We start from the raw sequence: 20,442 nt of genomic DNA, 5'->3' as shown, positions 1-20,442 counted from the left end.
GATAGGGTTCGGATTGCCCGGAGGCTGCGTCTTTGCGGCCGGCCGGGTCCCACCATCGTTGGCGGAGGCTTTGCCCGTCGCATCTTTGCAGCGGGCAATGGTGCAACAGCACGTTTCGTGCCTAGCGACGATCCGGCGTATTTACGGGCTTTTGGCCCTCATGCCGCGGATTTGGCCCAGGATTGAAGCCCTGTTTTGGTGCGCTGCATCACCGATTTGGTGAATGGCGCACGGGAGAAGAGCGCAATGAACGAAATGGAAAAGGCCGCCGCCGGCCTGCTCTACGACGCCAATTACGATCCGGAACTGCGCCGCCGGCGCGAGGCGGCCAAGGCCAGGCTGTTCGAGTTCAACCACACCCCGCCCGGCGAGCAGGCGCGGCGCGAGGTCATCCTGCGCGGGTTGCTGGGCCGCACCGGCGCCGCCTTCCTGATCGAGCCGCCGTTCAATTGCGACTATGGCTACAACATCGAGCTGGGCGAGAACTTCTACGCCAACGTCAACCTGGTGATTCTGGACTGCGCGAGGGTGGCCATAGGCGACAACGTTTTCGTCGCCCCCAATGTGGGCATCTACACCGCCGGCCATCCGCTGGACGTGGAACGCCGCAACCAGGGCCTGGAGTACGCCTTCCCGGTAACCATAGGCGACAACGTGTGGATAGGCGCAGGCGTGTCCATCCTGCCCGGCGTGACCATAGGCGCCGGCAGCGTGATCGGCGCCGGCGCGGTGGTGGTGAAGGACGTGCCGGCGTCGGTGCTGGTAGCGGGCAACCCGGCGCGGGTGCTGCGTCCGATTACCGGGGCTGACCGGCTGCGGTTCAGCACAAAGGCGGGCTGATCGCGGCGGTGCTGGCCCGGGTCCGGAGCAGACCGGGGCTGGATGGCGAGCAGGCCGGTGAGGGTGGCTTTCCCGCCGCTCATAAGGGGCCGTTCCCTTCGGGTGGTGGCGGGCGGATGCAAGAAGGAACTCCGAAGGAACTGCCGAGGATAGCGGCGACCGCTCGGGGAGGCGATCCGGGGCCAGCGCGATAGCCCTTCCCGCGCCATGCGTTTCTCCGTTTCCCCTTGCTGGTTGGAATGCGGTTCTCTCTTGGGGAGTAGCCGGCTTCCAGTCCAGGAAGCGCCTGCGTCAACATGCTCGGCCCAACGGCCGTGGCGCAGGCAAGCAGTGGTAGGCGAGACCAGGCGAGCCATCCGTGTAAGCCGGCCGGGCGCACGTATTGTTCGTTTCCGCGTCCCGGCCGCCGTCCCCCTCACATGAGCCCCGTTTCCATCGTCCTGCGCGGCCTGGCCATGTCCACCGATTGCTTTTGCCGCCGCCCTCGGAAAAGGGGCGGGCATGGCCAGGCCGCGCTTCGCCGAGGCGCTGCGGGCCGGCCTCATCTTCGGCGTGGTCGAGGCCATCACGCCGGTCATCGGCTGGCTGCTGGGCTCGGTTGCCTCCAGCCAGATCGAGGCGTTCGACCACTGGGCGGCCTTCGCGTTGCTGTCCGCGCTCGGCCTGCACATGCGGTGGAAGGCAGTCCGGGGCGAGGGGAGGAGGAGGCGGCGTCATCCTGATCGCGGTGGGAGCGGCCATCCTCTACGAGCACCTGCACGCGGCCTAGGCGGGTGGAGGCGAGGCCGCGTGCTCTGCGCCATTGCTGCGCCTGCGTCCGGCTCCCGCTGTCCACCCCCAGAACGCCAGCGCCAGCACACTGACCGCCGCGCCCAGCAGGCACACACCCGGCCAGCCCGCGTGGGCGTACGTCGCGGTGGTGGCGATGGCGCCGAGTCCGCTGCCCACCGCGTAGAACAGCATGTAGAGGCTTACCAGCCGGCCATAGGCCTGCGGCCGGGTGCGGAAGATCAGGCTCTGGTTGGTCACATGCAGCGCCTGGCCACCCAGGTCCAGCAGCAGGATGCCGAGCACCAGCGCCCACAGCGACTGCTCCATCAGCGCCAGCGGCCACCAGGCGAGCAGTAACAGCGCCAGCGCGGCGGCGGTGGTGCGCTGGGCATGGCCCTGGTCCGCCCAGCGCCCGGCGCGGGCGGCGGCGAATGCACCGACCGCACCCACCAGCCCGAAGGCGCCGATGGCGGTGCGGGAGAGGGCGAAGGGCGGCGCGCTCAGCGGCAGCACTAGCGCGCTCCAGAAGATGTTGAAGGCGGCGAACATCAGCAGCGCCAGCGTGCCGCGCACCCGCAGCACTCCTTCTTCCCGCAACAGCGTGAGCATGGAGGCGAGCAGGCGCGGATAGCTGATGGCGTCCGGCTGCGGCGGCAATGCCGGCAGGCGGCGCCACAGCGGCAGGGCCAGTGCCAGCATCAGCCCGGCGGCGCAGAAGTACACGCCGCGCCAGCCGGCCAGATCGCTCACGCCGCCGGCGAACACCCGCGCCAGCAACAGGCCGATGAACACCCCGCCCTGCGCTGCGCCCACCACCCGGCCCTGTTCCCCCGGTGCGGCGGCGCTGGCGGCGTAGGCGATCAGGCCCTGCGTCATCGCGGTGCCGAGCAGACCGACGCCCAGCATGCCGGCCAGCAGCATGGGCGCGGACGAGGCGGCACCGGTGAGCGCCAGCGCCGCCACCAGGGCCGCCAGCTGGCCAGCCATCAGGCGGCGGCGGTCCAGCCGGTCGCCCAGCGGAACCAGCAACAGCAGGGCGAGGGCGCAGCCGGCCTGGGTGGCCGTGACTACGCTGCCCACCGCCGCCTGGCCGACGCCGAAGTCCCGCGCCAACGCATCCAGCAGCGGCTGGGCGTAATAGACGTTGGCCACGCTGAGCCCGCTGGCCGCCGCGAACAGCACCACCAGGCCGCGCGGCAGGCAGGCTTGCGGGTTCACGGGCGGCATGGCGCAGGGGACGGAAACGGAAGTCGCCTTCATCGCATTCAATCCAGTTGCAAAACGAAACCGATTGAATGCTGCGGTATGCGGTTTTAAAATGCAACTACATTCTGTCTTGCGTCCATATCCGAGAACCGCCATGTCACCCCGCAAAGCGCTGGACGATGAACCCTGCCCGGTCGCTCGCTCCGTTGATGTCATCGGCGATCGCTGGTCGCTGCTTATCCTGCGGGATGCTTTCGACGGCATGCGCCGCTTCGGCGATTTCCAGCGCAGCCTGGGCGTGGCGCGCAACATTTTGTCCGACCGCCTGCGCAAGCTGGTCGAAGCCGGCATCCTGGAAACCCGGGCGGCGTCGGATGGCACCGCCTACCAGGAGTACGTACTAACGATCAAGGGTGAGGGCCTCTTCCCGGTGGTGGTGGCGCTGCGGCAGTGGGGCGAGCGGCAGCTGTTTGCCCGCGGCGAACGCCATTCGGAACTGATCGAAAAAAGCACCGGCCAGCCGATTCCCTTCATGTCGCCCAAGGCTGGCGATGGCGCTGAACTGGCGCCGGCCGAGACGGAAGTGCGCAAGCTGCGTTGAGTTCAGGGCGTGTGAGCGCCACCACCGCATACCCGGATCGCCCCGCCCCCGCAGGCTTTTCCGCCTGTGCCTCGCGGGCGAGGGCCCGCAACTGGAGAACGACCATGGCCCACAGGAACACCATCTGCCTCTGGTACGACGGCGATGCGCTGGAGGCGGCGCAGTTCTACGCCGCCACCTTTCCCGACAGCGAGCTGACCGCGGTCCATCGCGCGCCGGGCGACTACCCCTCCGGCCGCGAGGGCGAGGTGCTGACCGTTGAGTTCACCGTGCTCGGCATCCCCTGCCTGGGCCTGAATGGCGGGCCGGCGTTCAGGCACAGCGAGGCCTTCTCCTTCCAGGTGGCCACCGAAGACCAGGCGGAAACCGACCGCCTGTGGAACGCCATCGTCGGCAATGGCGGGCAGGAGAGTGCCTGCGGCTGGTGCAAGGACAAATGGGGCCTGTCCTGGCAGATCACGCCGCGGGCGCTCAGCGAGGCGATCACCGATCCCGACCGCGCGGCGGCGAAGCGTGCTTTCGACGCGATGATGCGGATGGGAAAGATCGACATCGCCACCATAGAGGCGGCGCGGCGGGGCTGAAACGGGCCGGCTGGTACGGGGCTGCGTGGCCGCCCGGTCCGCCGGGGCGCTCATGAGGGGAGGCGGCGCTTCAGTGGCGGTTTCGCCACGCCTCGTCACTGGCGCGGTGCCTCAGGCAACCAGTTCTTCGTCCGGAGCGGCCTGCGCGTAGCCCTGTTCCAGGTCTTCATTCACCGCGGCCCAGATCGGCCTGAGCAGATGTCGCAGGTCGCGGATGATGGCCTGCACGTCCATCACCGACGGTACGCGCAGGCCGCGATGTTCCACCGGCGCGCCGATCTGGCGGATGTCCACGCCCAGCTTGCGGAAGTGGGCCGCCAGCCGCGGTTCGGTCAGCACGAACAGGGTGTCGATGCCATTGCGCGCGGCCATCGACACCGCCGCCAGGTAGAGGCCGATGGAGATGTAGGGGAAGCGCGGCTGCGCGCCGGTGCCGTAGTCCTCGTCGCTGAGGGTGACCGCGCGGTGGCCTTCCCCCTTGCGGCGGCGGTAGAGGCTGCGGACTGCCAGCCGGGAAACCTCGGCGATGCGCTTGCGCTGCAGCTTCGCCGGGTCGAGCAGGGAGCGGTCCAGGGTGCCGGCGGTGATGCGCTCGAAGGGCAGCGGCGCATGCGGATCGGCCGGATTCACCAGCACGATGCGGGTGCAGCCCGCCGACAGGCTGGGATCGGCGGCGCTGCTGATCAGGCAGTGCAGGCTGTGGGCATCGTATTTGTCATGCTCCAGGCGGTCGGGCCGTTCCGGCTCGAACCGCAGTTCCTCGCAATACACCTCATGCCGGATGCGATAGCCCTCGTCGCGCAACGTCCGGCTTGTTGCCGGAACAATCCTGTAGTGCTTCCTGAAGCCCAGCCCCAGGTTCAGTTGGTCGACGCTCAACATGCTCTCCAATAAGACCATCCATTAGACATGGTCTTGGCCCCTGTTTGGAAGGGCGAAATGGCCTTGGTCCCATTTGCGGGCTTGAGAAGGCGTCTCGCGGCGGGCGGCATGACGGCTGCAGCGGCGCAGCCAGCACCGGCCGCCATTGTCTACGACCTTTGGCTGATCGGGTACGGGCGTCATGGGCCGCAACTGAAAAAGCGCCGCTGCAGCCGGGGAAAAGCCACTCCCGAGGTGGCAGCGGAGCGAGTCGGCAGAGCATCGACGTGCGCAAGCCGGGGGCGGAACCGATGGGCCGGATGTTGCCGCCGAACACCCGGCCATTGGCCCGGCAATCAAACAAGAGAGTCCGTTCGCCCTGAGCTTGTCGAAGGGCGTCGCGGGGAGCGGCCTTCGACTGGCTCAGGGCGAACGGCTGTTGTGCATTCAACTGCCGCGTTAGTAGCCAGGTTGCGGCCGGCCCCTGGCCTTCTTCAATGCGGGTGCCTGAAGGTCTTGAGCGCCGATACCAGCAGGATGACCCCCAGCGCCGTCATCAGGATGGACATGGGAATGGCGCCGACCATCAGCCCGCCTATCGCGGCGCCGAGGATGGAGCCGGTCACCATGGTGCGGAACAGGGTCTGTTCCCGCCGAATGACCGCGAAGGCGTCGGAGCGGCTGTAGCGGGCGAAGCCGACGATCATGGTGGGCAGGCTCACCATCAGGGACAGGCTGCCCGCCAGCCGGACGTCCATGCCGAAGAGCAGCACGATGGTGGGGATGAGCAGTTCCCCGCCGGCGACGCCAAGCAGCGCCGCAGCGATGCCGATTCCGAAGCCGGCGATGACGCCGGCGCCGGTGCGTAGCAGCGGGTTGTCGAACAGCGGCGCGCCGCCGTCATGCAGCCCCAGCCAGGCCTCGGAGAGCATCAGCATGGCTAGCGCCGCGAGCAGGACCATCACGATGCGATTGAGCCAGACCCTGGGCATCGTCATCGCGTGGCCCGCCGCCCACCAGGCGCCGACCAGGCTCCCGGCGAGCAGGTTGAGGACGATGTCGCCGTGCGCGTAGAGGCGGTCGATGGGAATGCTCTGCATCCTGAAGATGAGCGCCGCCGCTACCACCACGAGGCTCATCGCCTTGTTCAGGACGATGGCTTCGAGGGTGGGCAGGCGGAACATGCCGACCAGCACCGGCAGGCGGAATTCGGCTCCGCCCAGGCCTATCAATCCGCCCAGCGTTCCGATCAGGGTGCCTGCGATGAAGCTGCGAGTCCCGCAGCCACGGCCGGCGCCGGTGTCGCTCACGGCTGGAGTTTGGTCCTGTCCGGGCAGGTTCTCGGTTTTCACGGTGTTTCCTCGGCGGTTCGTCGCTGGCAGGTGCGTTTCGCGCGGCGTGCCCTGACGCTGGTGGAGAAGGGTTGCATTCGGGGTTGCATTCGTTGGGTGAAGAAAGACATAACGAATGTCATCAAGCAACGCATGTGCCATTTGCGCCAGGGCCCTGCGGGAAGTCGCCGGGCGAAGGCCGCACCTCAGCGCCGGGAGGCATTGGCGGGCGCGCCTGCCGGCGCTGGCGGGGGAGCCGTCGGCGCTTGCGGGCAGCCATGCATGGCGGGCATTTGTCGTATTGGCGACTGCGCTGTGTCAACGTTGACATAACGAACGTCGGAATCGCGGCCGTATTGCTTGGCCCCTGCGCTCAGTCGCGGCGATCGGCCAGCGCGTGGAGCGCTTCCAGCTCGGGCGGCGCGGCAGCGTTCAGGCGTTTTTCAAGGGCGTCGTAAGCGGCAATGAGGTCTTCTCCCAGCTTGGTGAGGGAGGTGCCGCCGCCGCCTTTCCCGCCGGTCGCGGTCGAGACCACCGGCCGCCCGAAGCCGGCATTCAGCGAGTCGATCAACAGCCAGGCGCGTTTGTAAGGCACGCCCAGCGAACGGGCGGCGGCGGAGATGGAATGGGTTTCTCCCACGGCCCGCAGCAGATCGATCTTGCCGGGACCAATGGCTATGCCATCCCCGAGGTAGATGCGGGGCCGGACCAGGATGGCGCGTACTTCGGGGGCAAGGGAGTCCATGCGCAAAGGGTAGTGGAATTGCCCGGCGTGCCCAAGCCGCCGGCAGATCGATGCCCAGGGAAATGGTCAACGATTCAATGAATGTTGTATCATCGAATAATGAACGAAGACCAAGCCATCTCTGCCCTCGGCGCCCTGGCCCACGCCCAGCGGCTGCGGGTATTCCGCGCCCTCGTCGTTGCCGGGCCGGAGGGCCTTACGCCCAGCGTGCTGGCCGAGCGCCTCGACGTGGCGCGGAACACCCTGTCCTTCCACCTCAAGGAACTGGCCCACGCCGGCCTGGTGACGGTGGAGCAGCAGGGCCGCAACCTGATCTACCGGGCGGAGTACCAGCTCATGAACGGCCTCATCGGCTATCTGACCGAGCATTGCTGCGAAGGCGGCGTCTGCGAGGTCTCCGCCTCCTTTCCCTTGTGCAAAGGTTGAAATTCCAATGACCGCTAAAGCCTACAACGTACTTTTCATCTGCACTGGCAACTCCGCCCGTTCCATCCTGGCCGAAGGAATTCTCAATGCATTGGGGGAGGGGCGTTTCCGGGCCTGGTCCGCCGGCAGCTTTCCGAAAGGCGAGGTGCATCCGCTCGCCCTCACTACCCTGGAACGCATGGGACTGCCGGTTGCCGCCTTCCGCAGCAAGAGTTGGGACGAGTTCACCTCGCCTGGCGCGCCTGTGTTCGACTTCATTTTTACCGTCTGCGATAGCGCAGCTGGAGAGGTTTGCCCCGTATGGCCGGGAAAACCGGTGACGGCTCATTGGGGCGTGCCGGATCCTTCTGCACTGGATGTGCATGAGGATCTCCAGCGCAAGGCCTTTCTCGACGTCGCCATGACTCTGCGCAGACGCATCGAACTGCTACTCTCGCTGCCCTTGCTCCGGTTGGACGAAATCTCGCTGCAGAGCGAACTGCGCAAGATCGGTCGGAGCTGAGCCATGTCTTCCATCCAGGCCAATCTGGCTTCCTGCGTACGAGCGACGACCGGCATGAGCGTCTTCGAGCGCTATCTCACGCTGTGGGTGGCGCTGTGCATCGTCGCCGGCATTGCCCTGGGCCAGCTTGCGCCGCAACTGGCCCAGGCCATCGGCCGGCTGGAGGTGGCGCAGGTCAACCTGCCGGTGGGGCTGCTGATCTGGGTCATGATCGTGCCCATGCTGCTGAAGGTGGATTTCGGCGCCCTCGGCCAGGTGCGGCAACACTGGCGCGGCATCGGCGTGACGCTGTTCATCAACTGGGCGGTGAAGCCCTTCTCCATGGCCTTGCTGGGCTGGCTCTTCATCCGCCAGGTTTTCGCCCCCTGGCTGCCGGCGGAACAGCTGGACAGCTACGTGGCCGGGCTGATCCTGCTGGCGGCGGCGCCTTGTACCGCGATGGTCTTCGTGTGGAGCCGGCTGACCGGTGGCGATCCGGTATTCACCCTGTCCCAGGTGGCGCTCAACGACACCATCATGGTCTTCGCCTTTGCCCCCATCGTCGGGCTGCTGCTGGGGCTGTCGTCCATCATCGTGCCGTGGGCCACCCTGCTGGTTTCGGTGGCGCTTTACATCGTGATCCCGGTGGTGCTGGCGCAACTGTGGCGGCGCGCTTTGTTGCGCCGGGGCCAGGCCGCCTTCGACCGGGCGCTGGCCCGTCTGGGGCCGCTCTCCATGGCGGCGCTGCTGGCCACGCTGGTGCTGCTGTTCGCCTTCCAGGGGCGGGCCATCCTGGCGCAGCCGCTGGTGATATTGATGCTGGCGGTGCCCATCCTGATCCAGGTCTTCCTCAACGCCGGGCTGGCCTACTGGCTCAACCGCCGGGTCGGCGAGCGGCACGACATCGCCTGCCCGTCGGCGCTGATAGGCGCAAGCAACTTCTTCGAGCTGGCGGTGGCGGCGGCCATCAGCCTGTTCGGTTTCCACTCGGGCGCGGCCCTGGCGACGGTAGTGGGCGTGCTCATCGAAGTGCCGGTGATGCTGCTGGTGGTGCGCATCGTCAATCGCAGCCGCGGCTGGTACGACGCCGGCGCGGGCCGGGCCCGAACTTCCTGAGGCAAGCAGATGAGCACCATCACCATCTATCACAACCCGGCCTGCGGCACCTCGCGCAACACCCTGGGCCTGATCCGCAACTCGGGCGAAGAGCCGCAGATCATCGAATACCTGAAGACGCCGCCGGACCGCGCCACGCTGGAGCGGCTGATCGCGGCGCTGGGCATGCCGGTGCGCGAGTTGCTGCGGATCAAGGGCACGCCCTACCAGGAGCTGGGGCTGGGCGATCCGAAGTGGTCCGACGACGAGTTGATCGGCTTCATGCTGCAGCACCCCATCCTGATCAACCGTCCCATCGTCGTCACCCCGCTGGGCACCCGCCTGTGCCGCCCCTCGGAGGTGGTGCTGGACATCCTGCCCCGGCCCCAGCAAGGCGCGTTCACCAAGGAAGATGGCGAAGTGGTGATCGACGCGGAGGGCCGCCGTGTCTGAGCTCGACGATCTGCCCAACCTGGATGCCGCGCTGTTCCGGCAAGCCGAGCCGGGCGCCCTGTTCCCGGCCAAGCGCGCCATGCATGCGCCCCGCTTCCTGCTGCTCTACGGCTCCCTGCGCGAGCGCTCGTACAGCCGCCTGGTGGCGGAGGAGGCGGCGCGGGTGCTGCGAGCGCTTGGCGGCGAGACGCGCATGTTCAATCCCTCCGGCCTGCCCCTGGTGGATGACGCTGGCGAGGATCACCCCAAGGTGCGGGAGCTGCGCGACCTGGTGCAATGGGCCGAGGGCATGGTGTGGAGTTCGCCGGAGCGGCATGGCGCCATGACCGGCGTGATGAAGACCCAGATCGACTGGATCCCGCTGTCGCTCGGGGCGCTGCGGCCCACCCAGGGCAAGACGCTGGCGGTGATGCAGGTGTCCGGCGGCTCGCAGTCCTTCAATGCGGTGAACCAGATGCGGGTGCTGGGGCGCTGGATGCGCATGCTGACCATCCCTAACCAGTCTTCGGTGGCCAAGGCCTACCAGGAGTTCGACGAGGCCGGGCGGATGAAGCCCTCGCCGTACTACGACCGGCTGGTGGACGTGATGGAGGAGCTGATGAAATTCACCCTGCTGACCCGCGACGCCGCCGCCTACCTGGTGGACAGGTACAGCGAGCGCAAGGAGTCGGCCGCGGCGCTGGCGGGACGGATGCGGCAGGAGGCGCTCTGATGCCGCCGCCCGCCCGGACGCAGGACAGCATGGGCCGCATCTTCCTCCTGTTCCTGCGCCTGGGCCTGACTTCCTTCGGTGGGCCGGTGGCCCACCTGGGCTACTTCCGCACCGAGTTCGTGGATCGCCGCCGCTGGCTGGACGACCGCAGCTATGCCGAGCTGCTCGCGCTGTGCCAGTTCCTGCCCGGGCCGGCCAGCAGCCAGGTCGGCATGGCGCTGGGCCTGGGGCGGGCGGGCCTCGGCGGCGCGCTGGCGGCCTGGGCCGGCTTCACGCTGCCCTCGGCGCTCGCGCTCATCCTGTTCGCCTACGGCTTGACCGAGTACCGCTCGCTCGCCGATGCCGGCTGGGTGCACGGCCTGAAGGTGGTTGCGGTGGCGGTGGTGGCGCAAGCCGTCTGGGGCATGGCGAAGACGCTGTGCCCGGACCGCCCGCGCGTCGCGCTGGCGCTGCTGGCTGCGTTGCTGACGCTGCTGCTGCCCTCGGCCTGGACCCAACTCGCCGCCATCGCGGCGACCGGACTGGCTGGCCGCTGGTGGCTGCGCCTGGCTCTCCCGGCGGCGGCGCATCCGGCGCCGCATGCGGTTTCATCGCGCCTGGGCGTGACGGCCCTGGGCGTGCTCGTGCTACTGCTGCTCGGCCTGCCGCTGTGGGCCTCGGCCAGCGCTTCGTCCAGCGCCGCGCTGATAGACGGCGTGTTCCGCGCCGGCGCGCTGGTGTTCGGCGGCGGTCATGTCGTCCTGCCCCTGCTGCAGTCGGCCACCGCCGCGGCCGGCGTGGTGGGCAATGCCGATTTCCTCGCCGGCTACGGCGCCGCGCAGGCGGTTCCCGGGCCGCTGTTCTCCTTCGCCGCCTTTCTCGGCGCGGTGGCCGACTGGCCCCTGCAGGGCTGGCGCGGCGGGCTGGTGCTGCTGGCGGTGATCTTCCTGCCGGCGCTCCTGGTGCTCCTGGCCGCGCTGCCCTTCTGGGAACGGCTGCGCCGCCGCCGGCATGTTCAGGCCGCGCTGGCCGGCATCAACGCCGGCGTGGTCGGCATCCTGCTGGCGGCGCTCTACGATCCGGTGTGGACCAGCGCCATCCACACCCGTACCGACTTCGCGCTGGCCCTGGCCTGCTTCGGCCTGCTCGTGCCGGGCCGGGTGCCGCCGGTGGCGGTGGTGGGGCTGGCCGCGCTGGCAGGGCAGATCGCCGCCTGAGCCGGGCATCCCGCCACAGCGGTGCTCGACGAAGAAGCACGCCGGGCAGGGCGTAGCGGCTCAATACAGCTGATTGCGTACCGCAGCGGTGTAATGGGCGTCGATCTGGCCGATTTCCGCTTCGCTGCTCGCAGCGGATGCGTCCTGCATCTGCTTCACCGCGGCGAGAATGCGGCCCACCGTCGGCAGGCTGCCGCGCTCCAGGCGGGCGCTCTCCTCCCAAAGGCGGGCGCGGTTGATGGCCCGGCCGCAATGCATCAGCACTTCGTCCACCTGCACCACGGTCGCCACCTTGGGCGTGTGGCCGTTCTCGCTCAGCGCCTGCAGCAGCGCCGCCTCGGTCGTCAGGCGGCCACGGCCGTTGATGCGCATGAAGACTTCCAGCCCGGGGAAGAGGAAGAGCATGCCGAGGCGCTCGTCCTCTTGCAGGTTGCGCAGGGACTCGATGCGGTTGTTGCCCGGCCAGTCGGCGAAAGCGACGGTGTGCGGATCCAGCACGCGGACGAAACCGGGCGGGCCGCCGCGGGGAGAGGCGTCCAGGCCGCGCGCGCTGCCGGTTGCCAGGCAGAAGAAGGTGGCCTGGGCGAGATAGGCCTGGTGGAAATCGACGAGGCGGTCCAGCACCGCCTTCTGGACCATCTCGAGCGGCGGCTGGTAGAGCGCGTCCAGGTCGGGCGTGATGGCCGGCGTCATGCTGCGGCCTCCACCAGGGCGCGCAGCCGGGGATCGCGGATCTCCAGGATGTCGAACAGGCCCAGCGCGCGCAGCGCCGGCAGGCCGTCGGCGATGTCCCGCAGCGCCTGCTCCTTTGCCGCGTCGTCCAGGGCGGTGTCCTGCAGCGCCCGTGCATTGGCGAGGAAGGCGCCGACCGCGCCTTTGCGGATGGTGATGCCCTGGCGCTCGATCTGGTCGAGTCCGACGGGAAGGATGTCTTGCGCGCGCATGTGGGGGTCTCCGTGTGCTAGTGGCGTGCAGCATAGGAAGGAAGATCGTGGCGGCTATAGACTGTTAAGGACAATCAATAGCTCGAATCCGCCATGACCGAAACGCTGCAGAGGCTGAACGAATGGGTGAATGCCGCCGATGGCCCGCTGCTCTTCGCCGCGCAGGAACACCAGGAACATGAGCTGGCGGCCGGGCCGCACCAGCATGTGCGCGGCCAGCTCTTCGGCTCGCTGAGCGGGCTGCTGTCGGTGGGGTTGGGGGATGGCCTGTGGATCGTGCCGGCCATCCACGCGGTGTGGCTGCCGCCGCACCAGGTGCACTCCGGGCGTTCGCACGGGCCTTTCCACGGCTGGAGCGTCTATGTGGCGGAGTCGGCCTGCGCCGATCTGCCGCAGCGCGCCTGCACCTTGCGTACCTCCGGCCTGCTGCGTGAAGCGGTGCTGCGCGCGTGCAGCTGGCCGCTCGAAACGCCTGCGCGGGCGTTGGCCCCCGCGCAGGCGCATCTCGCCGCGGTGATCCTGGAGGAAATCCGCAGCCTGCCGGTCGAGCCCTTGGGCCTGCCCCTGCCCAGCGATCCGCGGCTGCAGCGCATCGCCCGGGCGCTGATCGACGAGCCGGCGGACGACCGCCGCCTGGAGCAGTGGGCCGCCTGGGGCGCGGTCAGCGCCCGCACCCTGAGCCGGCGCTTCGTGGCGGAAACCGGCTTCAACTTCACCGCCTGGCGGCAGCGCGCCCGCATGCTGCGCGCGCTGGAGATGCTCGCCGCCGACATGCCGGTGTCCGCCATTGCGCTGGACCTCGGCTACTCGACTGCCAGCGCCTTCATCAGCTTGTTCCGCCGCACCTTCGGCGACACGCCCGCCAGCTACCGGTTGCGGCTCTGAGTCGCAGGAGCCGGTGCTGTGGCGCTACTGTGGGCCGCGAGGTGGGGCAGGCCGCAATCCCTGGGCCTGCGGAGCAGGAAGGAGCGGCTGTAGCAGTCAGGTGTGGGCGCAGCGGATGCGCTGGCCCGTGTGCTTGAGGGAGGTACTTAAGTCGTTGGCGCGGCCGGTACGGCCATTCGCAGCAGGTGCTCCGCCTGCTGGGTGCGGCGCACGCTCTGGTCGGGCGCCAGGGTGCGCTCAAGCAGGAAGGCGATCGCGTCGGCGAGCTTCAGCGTCCCGACGTCCTGGCCGTCTCGCAGGCGTACGGCGACGCTGCCGTTGTCGGTCTCCAGGTCTCCCGCCACGAGCAGGAAAGGGGTGCGCTGCAGGGTTTGCTCACGGATCTTGTAGCCGATCTTTTCGTTACGCACATCGGCTTCGGCGCGCAGACCGGCATGGCGCAGCGCCAGTGCTACGTCCTGAGCATAGGGCGCATGCGCTTCCGTGATCGAGAGCACCGCCACCTGCACTGGCGCCAGCCAGGCGGGCAGCCTGCCGGCGTGGTGTTCGAGCAGGATGCCGGTGAAGCGCTCCAGCGAGCCGAACAGCGCACGGTGCAGCATGACCGGGCGCCTGCGCTGGCCGTCTTCGGCGACGTACTCGATGCCGAAGCGCTCCGGCAGGTTCATGTCCACCTGCAGGGTGCCGCACTGCCAGTCGCGGCCGATGGCGTCGCGCAGCACGAATTCGAGTTTGGGCCCGTAGAAGGCGCCCTCGCCGGGGTTGAGCTGGTAAGGCAGCGCCATGCCCTGCAGCGCCCGGAGCAGCGCGCCCTCAAGGAGGTCCCAGGTGGCGTCGTCACCCATGCGGTTCGCGGGGCGGGTGGAGAGCTTGATGCGGATGTCCTCGAAGCCGAACTGGCGGTAGATGTCCAGCACCAGCGCGACGACCTCGCGGCATTCGCCGTCCATCTGCTGCGGGGTGCAGTAGATGTGGGCGTCGTCCTGGGTGAAGTGGCGCACGCGCAGCAAGCCGTGCAGCGAGCCGGAGGGCTCGTAGCGGTGCACCTTGCCGAACTCGCCCATGCGCAACGGCAGGTCGCGGTAGCTCTTGAGGCCGTGACGGTACAGCAGCACGCTGCCGGGGCAGTTCATCGGCTTCAGTGCCAGCGCGCGGCCGTCCTCCGTTGCGGTGGTGAACATGTGGTCGCGGTAGTTCTGCCAGTGGCCGGAGATCTCCCACAGGCTGCGGTCCATCACGTCCGGCGAGTTCACCTCCACATAGCCGGCGTCCCGCTGGCGGCGGCGCATGTAGCCGATCAACTCCTGGAATACCGCCCAGCCGCGCGGATGCCAGAACACGGCGCCAGGGGCGTCGTCCTGGAGGTGGAACAGGTCCAGCTCGCGACCCAGCTTGCGGTGGTCGCGCTTCTCGGCTTCCTCCAGGCGCAGCAGATAGGCGTCAAGCTGCTTCTTGTCGGCCCAGGCGGTGCCGTAGATGCGTTGCAGCTGTTCGTTCCCGGCGTCTCCCCGCCAATACGCACCGGCCAGCTTGGTGAGCTTGAAGGCCTTGAGAAAGCGGGTGTTGGGCACATGCGGGCCGCGGCACATGTCCACATACTCCTCGTGGAAGTACAGGGCCATTTGCTGCACTTCGGGCATGTCTTCGATCAGGCGCAGCTTGTAGTCCTCGCCGCGCTGGCTGAACACGCGGATCGCTTTCGCGCGTGGCAGAACCCGCTTCACCACTGCGTATTCCTTGGCGATCAGCATCTGCATGCGGGCCTCGATCGCGGCCAGGTCTGCCGGCGTGAAGGGGCGTTCCCAGGCGATGTCGTAGTAGAAACCGTCGGCGATGACCGGCCCGATGACCATCCTGGCCGTCGGGTAGAGCTGCTTGACGGCATGGCCGACGAGGTGGGCACAGGAGTGCCGGATGACTTCCAGGCCCTCGTCGTCGTTCGGGGTGAGTATCCGCAGCTCCGCATCCCGCGTAATCGGCTCGCAGGTGTCGACCAGCCGGCCATCGAGTTTGCCCGCCACCGCATTCCTGGCCAGCCCCGGCCCGATTGCGCGGGCGGCATCGGCGACGGTGACCGGGCCGGAGAAGCTGAGCTGCCTGCCGTCCGGCAGGGTGACGATGATGGGCGATCCAGCGGGGCCGGGCGGCTGCGCGCGGCTCATAAGGTGTCCACTACGCTGGGCGTCAGGCGCATGAAGCCTTCGGCATACTCGATGGTGCGCGCCGCGGTGATGCCGATGTTGCGCTTGGCCTGCACGCCGCGCTGTTGGGCCACCCGGGTGTAGTAGTGCCAGAGGTGCTCCTGGCCGGCCATGCATTCGATGGCGCGGCGCTTGATGTCCCACACCTCGGTGATGTCAAGGAAGGTGTTGGGCTCCCAGCCGCACTGCTCCGGCTGGTGGGGCTCGAAGGCGTAGACTGGTGGAGCGCCCAGGATTTTCTGTCCGGGGTTATGGCCTTCGGCCTGGGCGATGACGCGTGCTTCCTGGGCCAGGTGCATGGCCAAGGGGTGGTCGAAGTTGTAGGGATCCTTGACTGAGTGGCTCAGCACGAAAGCCGGTTGCAGCGTGCGGTAGAGGTCGACCAGGCGGAACAGGGTTTCATCGCTGATGCGCATCGGGTAGTCGCCGATGTCCCAGAAGTCGACGTCGCCACCGAGAATGTCCGCGGCGCGCTGGGCCTCCTCCCTGCGCGCTGCCTTGACCTTCTCCTGCGTCATGCCGGGTTTGCGCCAGAGCTTGGCCGACTCGCCGCGCTCGCCGTAGGACAGGCAGACGATCTTCACCTGCCAGCCTTGTTTGACGTGAGTGGCGATGGCGCCGCCGGCGCGCCAGACGAAATCGGCCGAGTGGGCGCTGACGACGAGTGCTGTTTGGGGATTGCTGCCGGGCATCTGGAAATTCCTCAAGGCAAGTCAAAACTCGTTCTGGATCTGTTTGTAGCCGTGGACAAGCCGGTTATTGGTGCGCGCCACATCTTCCGAGAACTCGCTGGCGTCCGCGCTCACCTGTGGTAGCGCGGCCAGTTCGGTGTCGGGGCCGATACGTTCGGTGGAGCGGACGTAGAAGCCAGAGGGCAGGTGCGCGCCATCGACCACCGCGTTGTAGCGGACCACGCAGCCGGCTTCGACGGTGCAGTTGAACAGCACGCTGTTGAAGCCGATGAACACGCCGTCGCCCACGATGCAGGGACCATGCACGATGGCGCGGTGGGCGATGGAGGTCCGCTGTCCGATGGTGACCGGGGCGCCGGACTTGGAATGGATCACCACGCCATCCTGGATGTTGGAGTGGGCGCCGATGACGATGGGGTTCATGTGGCCGTTGGCGTCCATCTCGTCGGCACGGATCACGACGTAAGGGCCGATGAATACGTTTTCTTCCACGATCACCAGGCCGCACAGGATGGCGGTGGGGTCGACGAAGGCGCTGGGGTGGATTTGCGGCAGATCGCCGCGGGGGTTCTTCCTGATCATGCAAGTTCTTCCAGGCAGGCGGGAATCTGTTGGCCGTGCTTGATGCGTTCGAAGAGTTCCGGGTCGCGCCAGGGGGCGGTGATGGCGGGGGCGAACTCGATGGCATGCAGGTCGATGAGGCCCATGCGCGGGTTGAGGGCGTCCTCGCGGAAGCACTGGGCATAGCCGGTGTCGGTCTCGTGCACGATCACGGAGTGGAGCTGCACGTCGGCCTCGCCGTTGGCCATGTCGGAGAGGGCCAGCACCGCATCGACGAGGCAGAAGAACAGCCGCGAAAACTGCTCCGCGCTGGGCGAGACCGGGATCAACACCCAGCGCTCGGAGTGCCTGCACATGGCCGCCAGGTAGTCCAGGTTGTCACCGGACCAGAGGGTGACGGCGTGGTCGAAGGCATCGATCAACTCGCGTACCGCGCCTTTGAGCAGGCCGAAGTCATAAATCATCTGGCCGTTGTCAAACGCATGGGCCTCCAGCAACAGCTCTACCTTGTATGAGTGGCCATGGATGGAGTGGGAGCAGCGCCGCGTGCTGCAGCCGCGCACGATATGTGCGTTCTCGAACTTGAACAACTTGCGGATCAGCACCGGCGGCCTCTGCGGAGGGGGCCGGAACAGGAGGGGGGCCGCCACCGGTCTGGTTCCTCATGAGGGCACTTTCGCGACGGAGCGTGGCGCCGGGCCCGGGGCGGTGTCCTTCATCCCGTAGCCTTTGGCTTCCCGCTCCCGGCGTAGTGCAGCCGCTTGTCAGTAAGACCCGCACCTGGCTGGATGCCATTGGTGAGCGATGCAGCCGCTGGCTCGCTTTGTCGCTGCTGTTCAAGCTGCGCTGTCCTCACATGAGCGATGTGTCCTGGCGCCACTGCTGACACTGGGCTGATGCCGGGGGCGGCCGGCCTGTGAATGCGCGATGTTCAGCCGGAGGTGAAGGCGGCCGAGGGCGCGTTCCCAGTCAGTACGTTGTGGCGCATCCGCAGGCAAGGTGGCGAGTGCATACACCAAGGCCTGGTGTGCGGCGCGTGCATCTTCGATATTCAGCCTGGGCATCGCCGGCTCCATGTCGGGGAAAGTGATGGGGCTTGGAACGCACGCCGCCTCGGGGGTACTGAGACGGGCTTGCATGTGGGGTTTGAGGCGGAGCTTCGAGGCGGAGGATTCCAGCCTGGCCGCGTGTCAGCGTGAGTCCGGATCGGTGGGCCAACCTGGAAAGGGGTTGGGCCAGGAGAACCAGGTTTCGGCGCCACTGGCCATTTCTTCATCGCTCAGCAAACAGGCGTCAAGGCGTTCGCGCAGCGCGGATTCGTCCATATCCATCCCGATCAGCACCAGTTCCTGGCGGGAGTCGCCAACCAGGTCGTCCCAGTTCGAGCGGATGGCGGCCACCGAAGCCGGATCCTGGGGCCAATGTTCCTGCGGCACGACCGCCCACCAGCAGCCGGCGGGACCGTGCCGCGCTACCGCGCCAGCCTGCGACCAGGTGCCGGCCAGCGAGGGGTGGCTGGCGAGCCAGAAGAAGCCCTTGGAGCGGACCACGCCCGGCCATTCATCTTCCACCAGCGCGAAGAAGCGCTCGGGGTGGAAAGGGCGGCGTGCGCGATAGACGAAGCTGTGGATGCCGTACTCCTCGGTTTCCGGCGTGTGCGTGCCGCGCAACTCCTGCAGCCAGCCAGGCGCCTTGGAGGCGGCCTCGAAGTCGAACAGTCCGGTGTCCAGCAGGCGGTCCAGCGGCACCTTGCCGAACTCGGCCAGTTCGATGCGGGCGCGGGGATTGAGGCTGTGAAGTATCGCGATCAGCTGTTCGCGTTCCTGGTCGCTGATCAGGTCTGTCTTGTTGAGGACGAGTACGTCACAGAACTCGATCTGCTCGATCAGCAGATCGACGACGGTGCGCTGATCCTGCTCGCCCAGCGATTCGCCGCGCAGTTGCAGGCTGTCGCGCGAACTGTAGTCGCGCAGGAAGTTGAAGGCATCGACCACGGTGACCATGGTGTCCAGCCGGGCGACTTCGTTGAGGCTGCGGCCGTCCTCGCCAGCGAAGGTGAAGGTTTCGGCTACCGGCAGCGGTTCGGAAATGCCTGTGGATTCGATGACCAACTGGTCGAAGCGACCTTCCCTGGCGAGGCGGTCCACCTCCACCAGCAGGTCTTCCCGCAAGGTGCAGCAGATGCAGCCATTGCTCATTTCCACCAGCTTTTCGTCGGTGCGCGACAGCTGGGCGCCGCCGTCGCGCACCAGCGCCGCGTCGATATTGACCTCGGACATGTCGTTGACGATCACCGCGACCCGGCGTCCTTCGCGGTTGTTGAGGATGTGGTTCAGCAAGGTCGTCTTGCCCGCTCCCAGGAAGCCGGAGAGGACGGTGACAGGCAGGCGCCTGCAGGCGGAGGCGTGGATGTCCATTAGTGATGGCGGGGTAGTCGTTCGGAGGGAGAGGGGCGGATGTGAGTCAGGCTGCGTGGGCGCTGCAGTTCGCGCATCTGCCGCGAACCTCGATCGACGCCTCGCGCATCGCGAACGCAGCCTGCCCGGCCCAATGGCTCAGCCCGTGGACGAGCTCGGGATCGACGAACTCGTCGATCTGGCCGCAGTCGTCGCAGATGGCGAATGCCGTCAGCCCATGCCCCAGCTCCTCCGGATGCGCGCAGCGAACATAGGCATTGAGGCTGGCCACGCGATGGACCAGGCCGTTCGCGGTCAGCTTCTCCAGCACCCGGTAGACCTGCGTAGGCGCGCTGAAACCGCTTCCGCGCAGGCGGTCGAGCAGTTCGTAGGCGCTCAGGGGGCTGCTTCCGCCCTCCAGGAGGGAGAGGACTTGGCGCTGTTTGTCGGTCAGGTTCATTGAGGGCTCCTGGGCTTGCCCGCGAGGGCTTGAGGGCGACGAGGGTTGGTGATGTTATAACATAACATTTTGTGCGCGCGACAGTGCCCTCGCCGCACGGGCGCTCTTCGCCACGGCGTTTGGCGGCGCGATGTGTCGTTCCTGTCAGGCGCTCCCGCATTTCACTTCTGCCTCAGGGTTTTCCCGAGGCCGTTCGGCCGAGGCTTGACATGCCATAAATGAAACGTATGATTCAAACAGACGTTTGAATTGATTCCGCCCGAGACGCCCGATGAACGACAGCGCGCTTCCCCGCCAGGCTTCCGAGACCCGCGACCGCATCCTGGATGCCGCCGAGGCGCTGTTCGTGGAGCACGGGCTGGAGGCGACCTCGATGCGGATGATCACCGGCCGGGCGAATGCCAACCTGGCCGCGGTGAACTACCACTTCGGCAGCAAGGACGCGCTGATCCAGGAAGTGTTCCGCCGCCGCCTCACCGAGCTGAACCGCCAGCGGCTGGCGGCGCTGGACCGGCTGGAGGCGGAAGCGCAGGGCGCGCCGCTCAAGCCCAGCCGCATCGTCGAGGCCTTCTTCGGCACCGCGCTGGCGCTGGCGGCGGACACCGAACATGGCGGCCACACCTTCATGCGCCTGCTGGGCCGCACCTACACCGAGCCCAACGCCTTCGTGCGCCAGTTCCTCGCCGAGGAATATGCCGAAGTGCTGGAGCGTTTCCTCGGCGCGCTCTACCGCGCGCTGGCGGACGTGCCGCGGGAGGAAATCCTGTGGCGCTTCCATTTCATGATGGGGGCGATGTCCTACGCCATCGCCGGCACCGACGCGCTGCAGCTCTTCGCCGGCACCTTCGACGACGCCGATCCGCAGCGCCTGATGCCGCGGCTGATGTCCTTCCTGCTCGGCGGCCTGCGCGCGCCGCTGCCGGTGTTCAACGCGGCGCGCGACGCTGCGGAGGATGCTGCAGCCGCATAAAGAAGCTCAGGTGGCAGGCGGGCGGCAGGGC

Annotated in this window: 23 protein-coding genes, 1 pseudogene and 1 riboswitch; of the genes and pseudogenes, 12 read left to right on the top strand and 12 right to left on the bottom strand. The window is 67.6% G+C overall.

Annotated features, from left to right (window positions below; translation table 11 throughout):
* Positions 1–246: 246 nt before the first annotated feature.
* Both C7389_RS25690 and C7389_RS25850 read left to right on the top strand, forming a co-directional pair.
* Positions 247–840: a sugar O-acetyltransferase gene (locus C7389_RS25690; protein WP_133590838.1), complete on the top strand. Its 594-nt coding sequence runs from the start codon at positions 247–249 to the stop codon at positions 838–840.
* A 248-nt stretch (positions 841–1,088) separates the two neighbouring features.
* Positions 1,089–1,248, top strand: a riboswitch (yybP-ykoY riboswitch).
* A gap of 93 nt (positions 1,249–1,341) precedes the next feature.
* Positions 1,342–1,542: pseudogene (locus C7389_RS25850) on the top strand (manganese efflux pump); the annotation flags it as partial.
* Between the two features lie 63 nt (positions 1,543–1,605).
* On the opposite strand, the gene C7389_RS09810 reads toward C7389_RS25850, so the two are convergent.
* Positions 1,606–2,871 carry an MFS transporter gene (locus C7389_RS09810; RefSeq protein WP_133590836.1) on the bottom strand — a complete coding sequence of 422 codons (1,266 nt, stop codon included), beginning with the start codon at positions 2,869–2,871 and terminating at the stop codon, positions 1,606–1,608.
* A 100-nt stretch (positions 2,872–2,971) separates the two neighbouring features.
* On the opposite strand from C7389_RS09810, the gene C7389_RS09805 reads away from it, so the two are divergent.
* Positions 2,972–3,418: a winged helix-turn-helix transcriptional regulator gene (locus tag C7389_RS09805; protein WP_133590834.1), complete on the top strand. Its 447-nt coding sequence runs from the start codon at positions 2,972–2,974 to the stop codon at positions 3,416–3,418.
* Positions 3,419–3,522: 104 nt separating this feature from the next.
* Positions 3,523–4,002, top strand: a complete 480-nt coding sequence (locus C7389_RS09800) for a VOC family protein (protein WP_133590832.1) — start codon at positions 3,523–3,525, stop codon at positions 4,000–4,002.
* Positions 4,003–4,113: 111 nt separating this feature from the next.
* Here the strand turns inward: C7389_RS09800 and C7389_RS09795 are convergent, their stop codons facing one another.
* From C7389_RS09795 to C7389_RS09785, 3 genes are all read right to left on the bottom strand, one after another.
* Complete coding sequence (locus C7389_RS09795) at positions 4,114–4,884, bottom strand: PEP-CTERM/exosortase system-associated acyltransferase (RefSeq protein WP_133590830.1); 771 nt, start codon at positions 4,882–4,884, stop codon at positions 4,114–4,116.
* A gap of 473 nt (positions 4,885–5,357) precedes the next feature.
* Positions 5,358–6,173, bottom strand: a complete 816-nt coding sequence (locus tag C7389_RS09790; protein ID WP_211168414.1) for a sulfite exporter TauE/SafE family protein — start codon at positions 6,171–6,173, stop codon at positions 5,358–5,360.
* A gap of 394 nt (positions 6,174–6,567) precedes the next feature.
* Complete coding sequence (locus tag C7389_RS09785) at positions 6,568–6,939, bottom strand: winged helix-turn-helix domain-containing protein (protein WP_133590826.1); 372 nt, start codon at positions 6,937–6,939, stop codon at positions 6,568–6,570.
* 99 nt (positions 6,940–7,038) lie between these two features.
* Between C7389_RS09785 and C7389_RS09780 the strand changes: the two genes are divergently transcribed.
* From C7389_RS09780 to chrA, 6 genes are read left to right on the top strand one after another with little or no spacing between them, the layout of a single operon-like run.
* Positions 7,039–7,365 carry an ArsR/SmtB family transcription factor gene (locus C7389_RS09780; RefSeq protein WP_211168415.1) on the top strand — a complete coding sequence of 109 codons (327 nt, stop codon included), beginning with the start codon at positions 7,039–7,041 and terminating at the stop codon, positions 7,363–7,365.
* 7 nt (positions 7,366–7,372) lie between these two features.
* Entirely contained in the window at positions 7,373–7,867 is a 495-nt protein-coding gene (locus C7389_RS09775) for an arsenate reductase ArsC (protein ID WP_133590822.1), read from the top strand.
* A gap of 3 nt (positions 7,868–7,870) precedes the next feature.
* Positions 7,871–8,962 (top strand): ACR3 family arsenite efflux transporter, encoded by a 1,092-nt coding sequence (gene arsB / locus C7389_RS09770; RefSeq protein WP_133590820.1) that lies wholly within the window; start codon positions 7,871–7,873, stop codon positions 8,960–8,962.
* A 9-nt stretch (positions 8,963–8,971) separates the two neighbouring features.
* Positions 8,972–9,394, top strand: a complete 423-nt coding sequence (arsC, locus tag C7389_RS09765; protein ID WP_133590818.1) for an arsenate reductase (glutaredoxin) — start codon at positions 8,972–8,974, stop codon at positions 9,392–9,394.
* Positions 9,387–10,106, top strand: coding sequence for an arsenical resistance protein ArsH (gene arsH, locus C7389_RS09760; protein ID WP_133590816.1), 720 nt, complete (start codon positions 9,387–9,389; stop codon positions 10,104–10,106). The genes arsC and arsH overlap by 8 nt, the downstream gene beginning before the upstream one ends.
* Positions 10,106–11,302: a chromate efflux transporter gene (chrA, locus tag C7389_RS09755; protein ID WP_133590814.1), complete on the top strand. Its 1,197-nt coding sequence runs from the start codon at positions 10,106–10,108 to the stop codon at positions 11,300–11,302. Before arsH ends, chrA begins: the two co-directional genes overlap by 1 nt.
* A 60-nt stretch (positions 11,303–11,362) precedes the next feature.
* Here the strand turns inward: chrA and C7389_RS09750 are convergent, their stop codons facing one another.
* Both C7389_RS09750 and C7389_RS09745 read right to left on the bottom strand, forming a co-directional pair.
* Positions 11,363–11,995: a pyridoxamine 5'-phosphate oxidase family protein gene (locus C7389_RS09750; RefSeq protein ID WP_133590812.1), complete on the bottom strand. Its 633-nt coding sequence runs from the start codon at positions 11,993–11,995 to the stop codon at positions 11,363–11,365.
* Positions 11,992–12,246: a hypothetical protein gene (locus C7389_RS09745; RefSeq protein WP_133590810.1), complete on the bottom strand. Its 255-nt coding sequence runs from the start codon at positions 12,244–12,246 to the stop codon at positions 11,992–11,994. Before C7389_RS09745 ends, C7389_RS09750 begins: the two co-directional genes overlap by 4 nt.
* 93 nt (positions 12,247–12,339) lie before the next feature.
* Here C7389_RS09745 and C7389_RS09740 point away from each other — a divergent pair, with 93 nt between their 5' ends.
* Positions 12,340–13,131, top strand: a complete 792-nt coding sequence (locus C7389_RS09740; RefSeq protein ID WP_133590808.1) for an AraC family transcriptional regulator — start codon at positions 12,340–12,342, stop codon at positions 13,129–13,131.
* A gap of 146 nt (positions 13,132–13,277) precedes the next feature.
* Here C7389_RS09740 and thrS read toward each other — a convergent pair whose 3' ends face one another.
* From thrS to C7389_RS09710, 6 genes are all read right to left on the bottom strand, one after another.
* Positions 13,278–15,293: a threonine--tRNA ligase gene (gene thrS / locus C7389_RS09735; protein ID WP_133590806.1), complete on the bottom strand. Its 2,016-nt coding sequence runs from the start codon at positions 15,291–15,293 to the stop codon at positions 13,278–13,280.
* A complete protein-coding gene (locus C7389_RS09730; RefSeq protein ID WP_133590804.1) occupies positions 15,290–16,024 on the bottom strand; it encodes a PIG-L deacetylase family protein in 735 nt (244 codons plus the stop codon). Before C7389_RS09730 ends, thrS begins: the two co-directional genes overlap by 4 nt.
* 21 nt (positions 16,025–16,045) lie before the next feature.
* The gene (locus C7389_RS09725; RefSeq protein ID WP_133590802.1) at positions 16,046–16,606 is read right to left on the bottom strand and encodes an LbetaH domain-containing protein; all 561 of its coding nucleotides are present in this window, start codon (positions 16,604–16,606) and stop codon (positions 16,046–16,048) included.
* Positions 16,603–17,190 (bottom strand): 6-pyruvoyl trahydropterin synthase family protein, encoded by a 588-nt coding sequence (locus C7389_RS09720; RefSeq protein WP_133590800.1) that lies wholly within the window; start codon positions 17,188–17,190, stop codon positions 16,603–16,605. The genes C7389_RS09725 and C7389_RS09720 overlap by 4 nt, the downstream gene beginning before the upstream one ends.
* A gap of 585 nt (positions 17,191–17,775) precedes the next feature.
* Positions 17,776–19,002, bottom strand: coding sequence for a zinc metallochaperone GTPase ZigA (gene zigA / locus C7389_RS09715; protein ID WP_133590798.1), 1,227 nt, complete (start codon positions 19,000–19,002; stop codon positions 17,776–17,778).
* Between the two features lie 46 nt (positions 19,003–19,048).
* Positions 19,049–19,441: a Fur family transcriptional regulator gene (locus C7389_RS09710; RefSeq protein ID WP_133590796.1), complete on the bottom strand. Its 393-nt coding sequence runs from the start codon at positions 19,439–19,441 to the stop codon at positions 19,049–19,051.
* A gap of 271 nt (positions 19,442–19,712) precedes the next feature.
* On the opposite strand from C7389_RS09710, the gene C7389_RS09705 reads away from it, so the two are divergent.
* Positions 19,713–20,411, top strand: coding sequence for a TetR/AcrR family transcriptional regulator (locus tag C7389_RS09705; protein ID WP_133590793.1), 699 nt, complete (start codon positions 19,713–19,715; stop codon positions 20,409–20,411).
* Positions 20,412–20,442: the final 31 nt, after the last annotated feature.

It is taken from the genome of Azoarcus indigens, assembly GCF_004361735.1.
GTDB lineage: Bacteria > Pseudomonadota > Gammaproteobacteria > Burkholderiales > Rhodocyclaceae > Azoarcus > Azoarcus indigens.
This window is presented reverse-complemented; position numbering and strand designations above follow the sequence as displayed.

What these genes read in the sequence shown, in the direction of transcription:
- C7389_RS09780 (WP_211168415.1), top strand. Translation starts at nt 7,039, where the DNA reads ATGAACGAAGACCAAGCCATCTCTGCCCTCGGCGCCCTGGCCCACGCC.
- C7389_RS09730 (WP_133590804.1), bottom strand. Translation starts at nt 16,024, where the DNA reads ATGCCCGGCAGCAATCCCCAAACAGCACTCGTCGTCAGCGCCCACTCG.
- C7389_RS09725 (WP_133590802.1), bottom strand. Translation starts at nt 16,606, where the DNA reads ATGATCAGGAAGAACCCCCGCGGCGATCTGCCGCAAATCCACCCCAGC.
- thrS (WP_133590806.1), bottom strand. Translation starts at nt 15,293, where the DNA reads ATGAGCCGCGCGCAGCCGCCCGGCCCCGCTGGATCGCCCATCATCGTC.
- C7389_RS25690 (WP_133590838.1), top strand. Translation starts at nt 247, where the DNA reads ATGAACGAAATGGAAAAGGCCGCCGCCGGCCTGCTCTACGACGCCAAT.
- C7389_RS09775 (WP_133590822.1), top strand. Translation starts at nt 7,373, where the DNA reads ATGACCGCTAAAGCCTACAACGTACTTTTCATCTGCACTGGCAACTCC.
- C7389_RS09750 (WP_133590812.1), bottom strand. Translation starts at nt 11,995, where the DNA reads ATGACGCCGGCCATCACGCCCGACCTGGACGCGCTCTACCAGCCGCCG.
- C7389_RS09805 (WP_133590834.1), top strand. Translation starts at nt 2,972, where the DNA reads ATGTCACCCCGCAAAGCGCTGGACGATGAACCCTGCCCGGTCGCTCGC.
- arsC (WP_133590818.1), top strand. Translation starts at nt 8,972, where the DNA reads ATGAGCACCATCACCATCTATCACAACCCGGCCTGCGGCACCTCGCGC.
- C7389_RS09795 (WP_133590830.1), bottom strand. Translation starts at nt 4,884, where the DNA reads ATGTTGAGCGTCGACCAACTGAACCTGGGGCTGGGCTTCAGGAAGCAC.
- chrA (WP_133590814.1), top strand. Translation starts at nt 10,106, where the DNA reads ATGCCGCCGCCCGCCCGGACGCAGGACAGCATGGGCCGCATCTTCCTC.
- arsB (WP_133590820.1), top strand. Translation starts at nt 7,871, where the DNA reads ATGTCTTCCATCCAGGCCAATCTGGCTTCCTGCGTACGAGCGACGACC.
- C7389_RS09800 (WP_133590832.1), top strand. Translation starts at nt 3,523, where the DNA reads ATGGCCCACAGGAACACCATCTGCCTCTGGTACGACGGCGATGCGCTG.
- zigA (WP_133590798.1), bottom strand. Translation starts at nt 19,002, where the DNA reads ATGGACATCCACGCCTCCGCCTGCAGGCGCCTGCCTGTCACCGTCCTC.
- C7389_RS09785 (WP_133590826.1), bottom strand. Translation starts at nt 6,939, where the DNA reads ATGGACTCCCTTGCCCCCGAAGTACGCGCCATCCTGGTCCGGCCCCGC.
- C7389_RS09740 (WP_133590808.1), top strand. Translation starts at nt 12,340, where the DNA reads ATGACCGAAACGCTGCAGAGGCTGAACGAATGGGTGAATGCCGCCGAT.
- C7389_RS09705 (WP_133590793.1), top strand. Translation starts at nt 19,713, where the DNA reads ATGAACGACAGCGCGCTTCCCCGCCAGGCTTCCGAGACCCGCGACCGC.
- C7389_RS09810 (WP_133590836.1), bottom strand. Translation starts at nt 2,871, where the DNA reads ATGAAGGCGACTTCCGTTTCCGTCCCCTGCGCCATGCCGCCCGTGAAC.
- C7389_RS09745 (WP_133590810.1), bottom strand. Translation starts at nt 12,246, where the DNA reads ATGCGCGCGCAAGACATCCTTCCCGTCGGACTCGACCAGATCGAGCGC.
- C7389_RS09710 (WP_133590796.1), bottom strand. Translation starts at nt 19,441, where the DNA reads ATGAACCTGACCGACAAACAGCGCCAAGTCCTCTCCCTCCTGGAGGGC.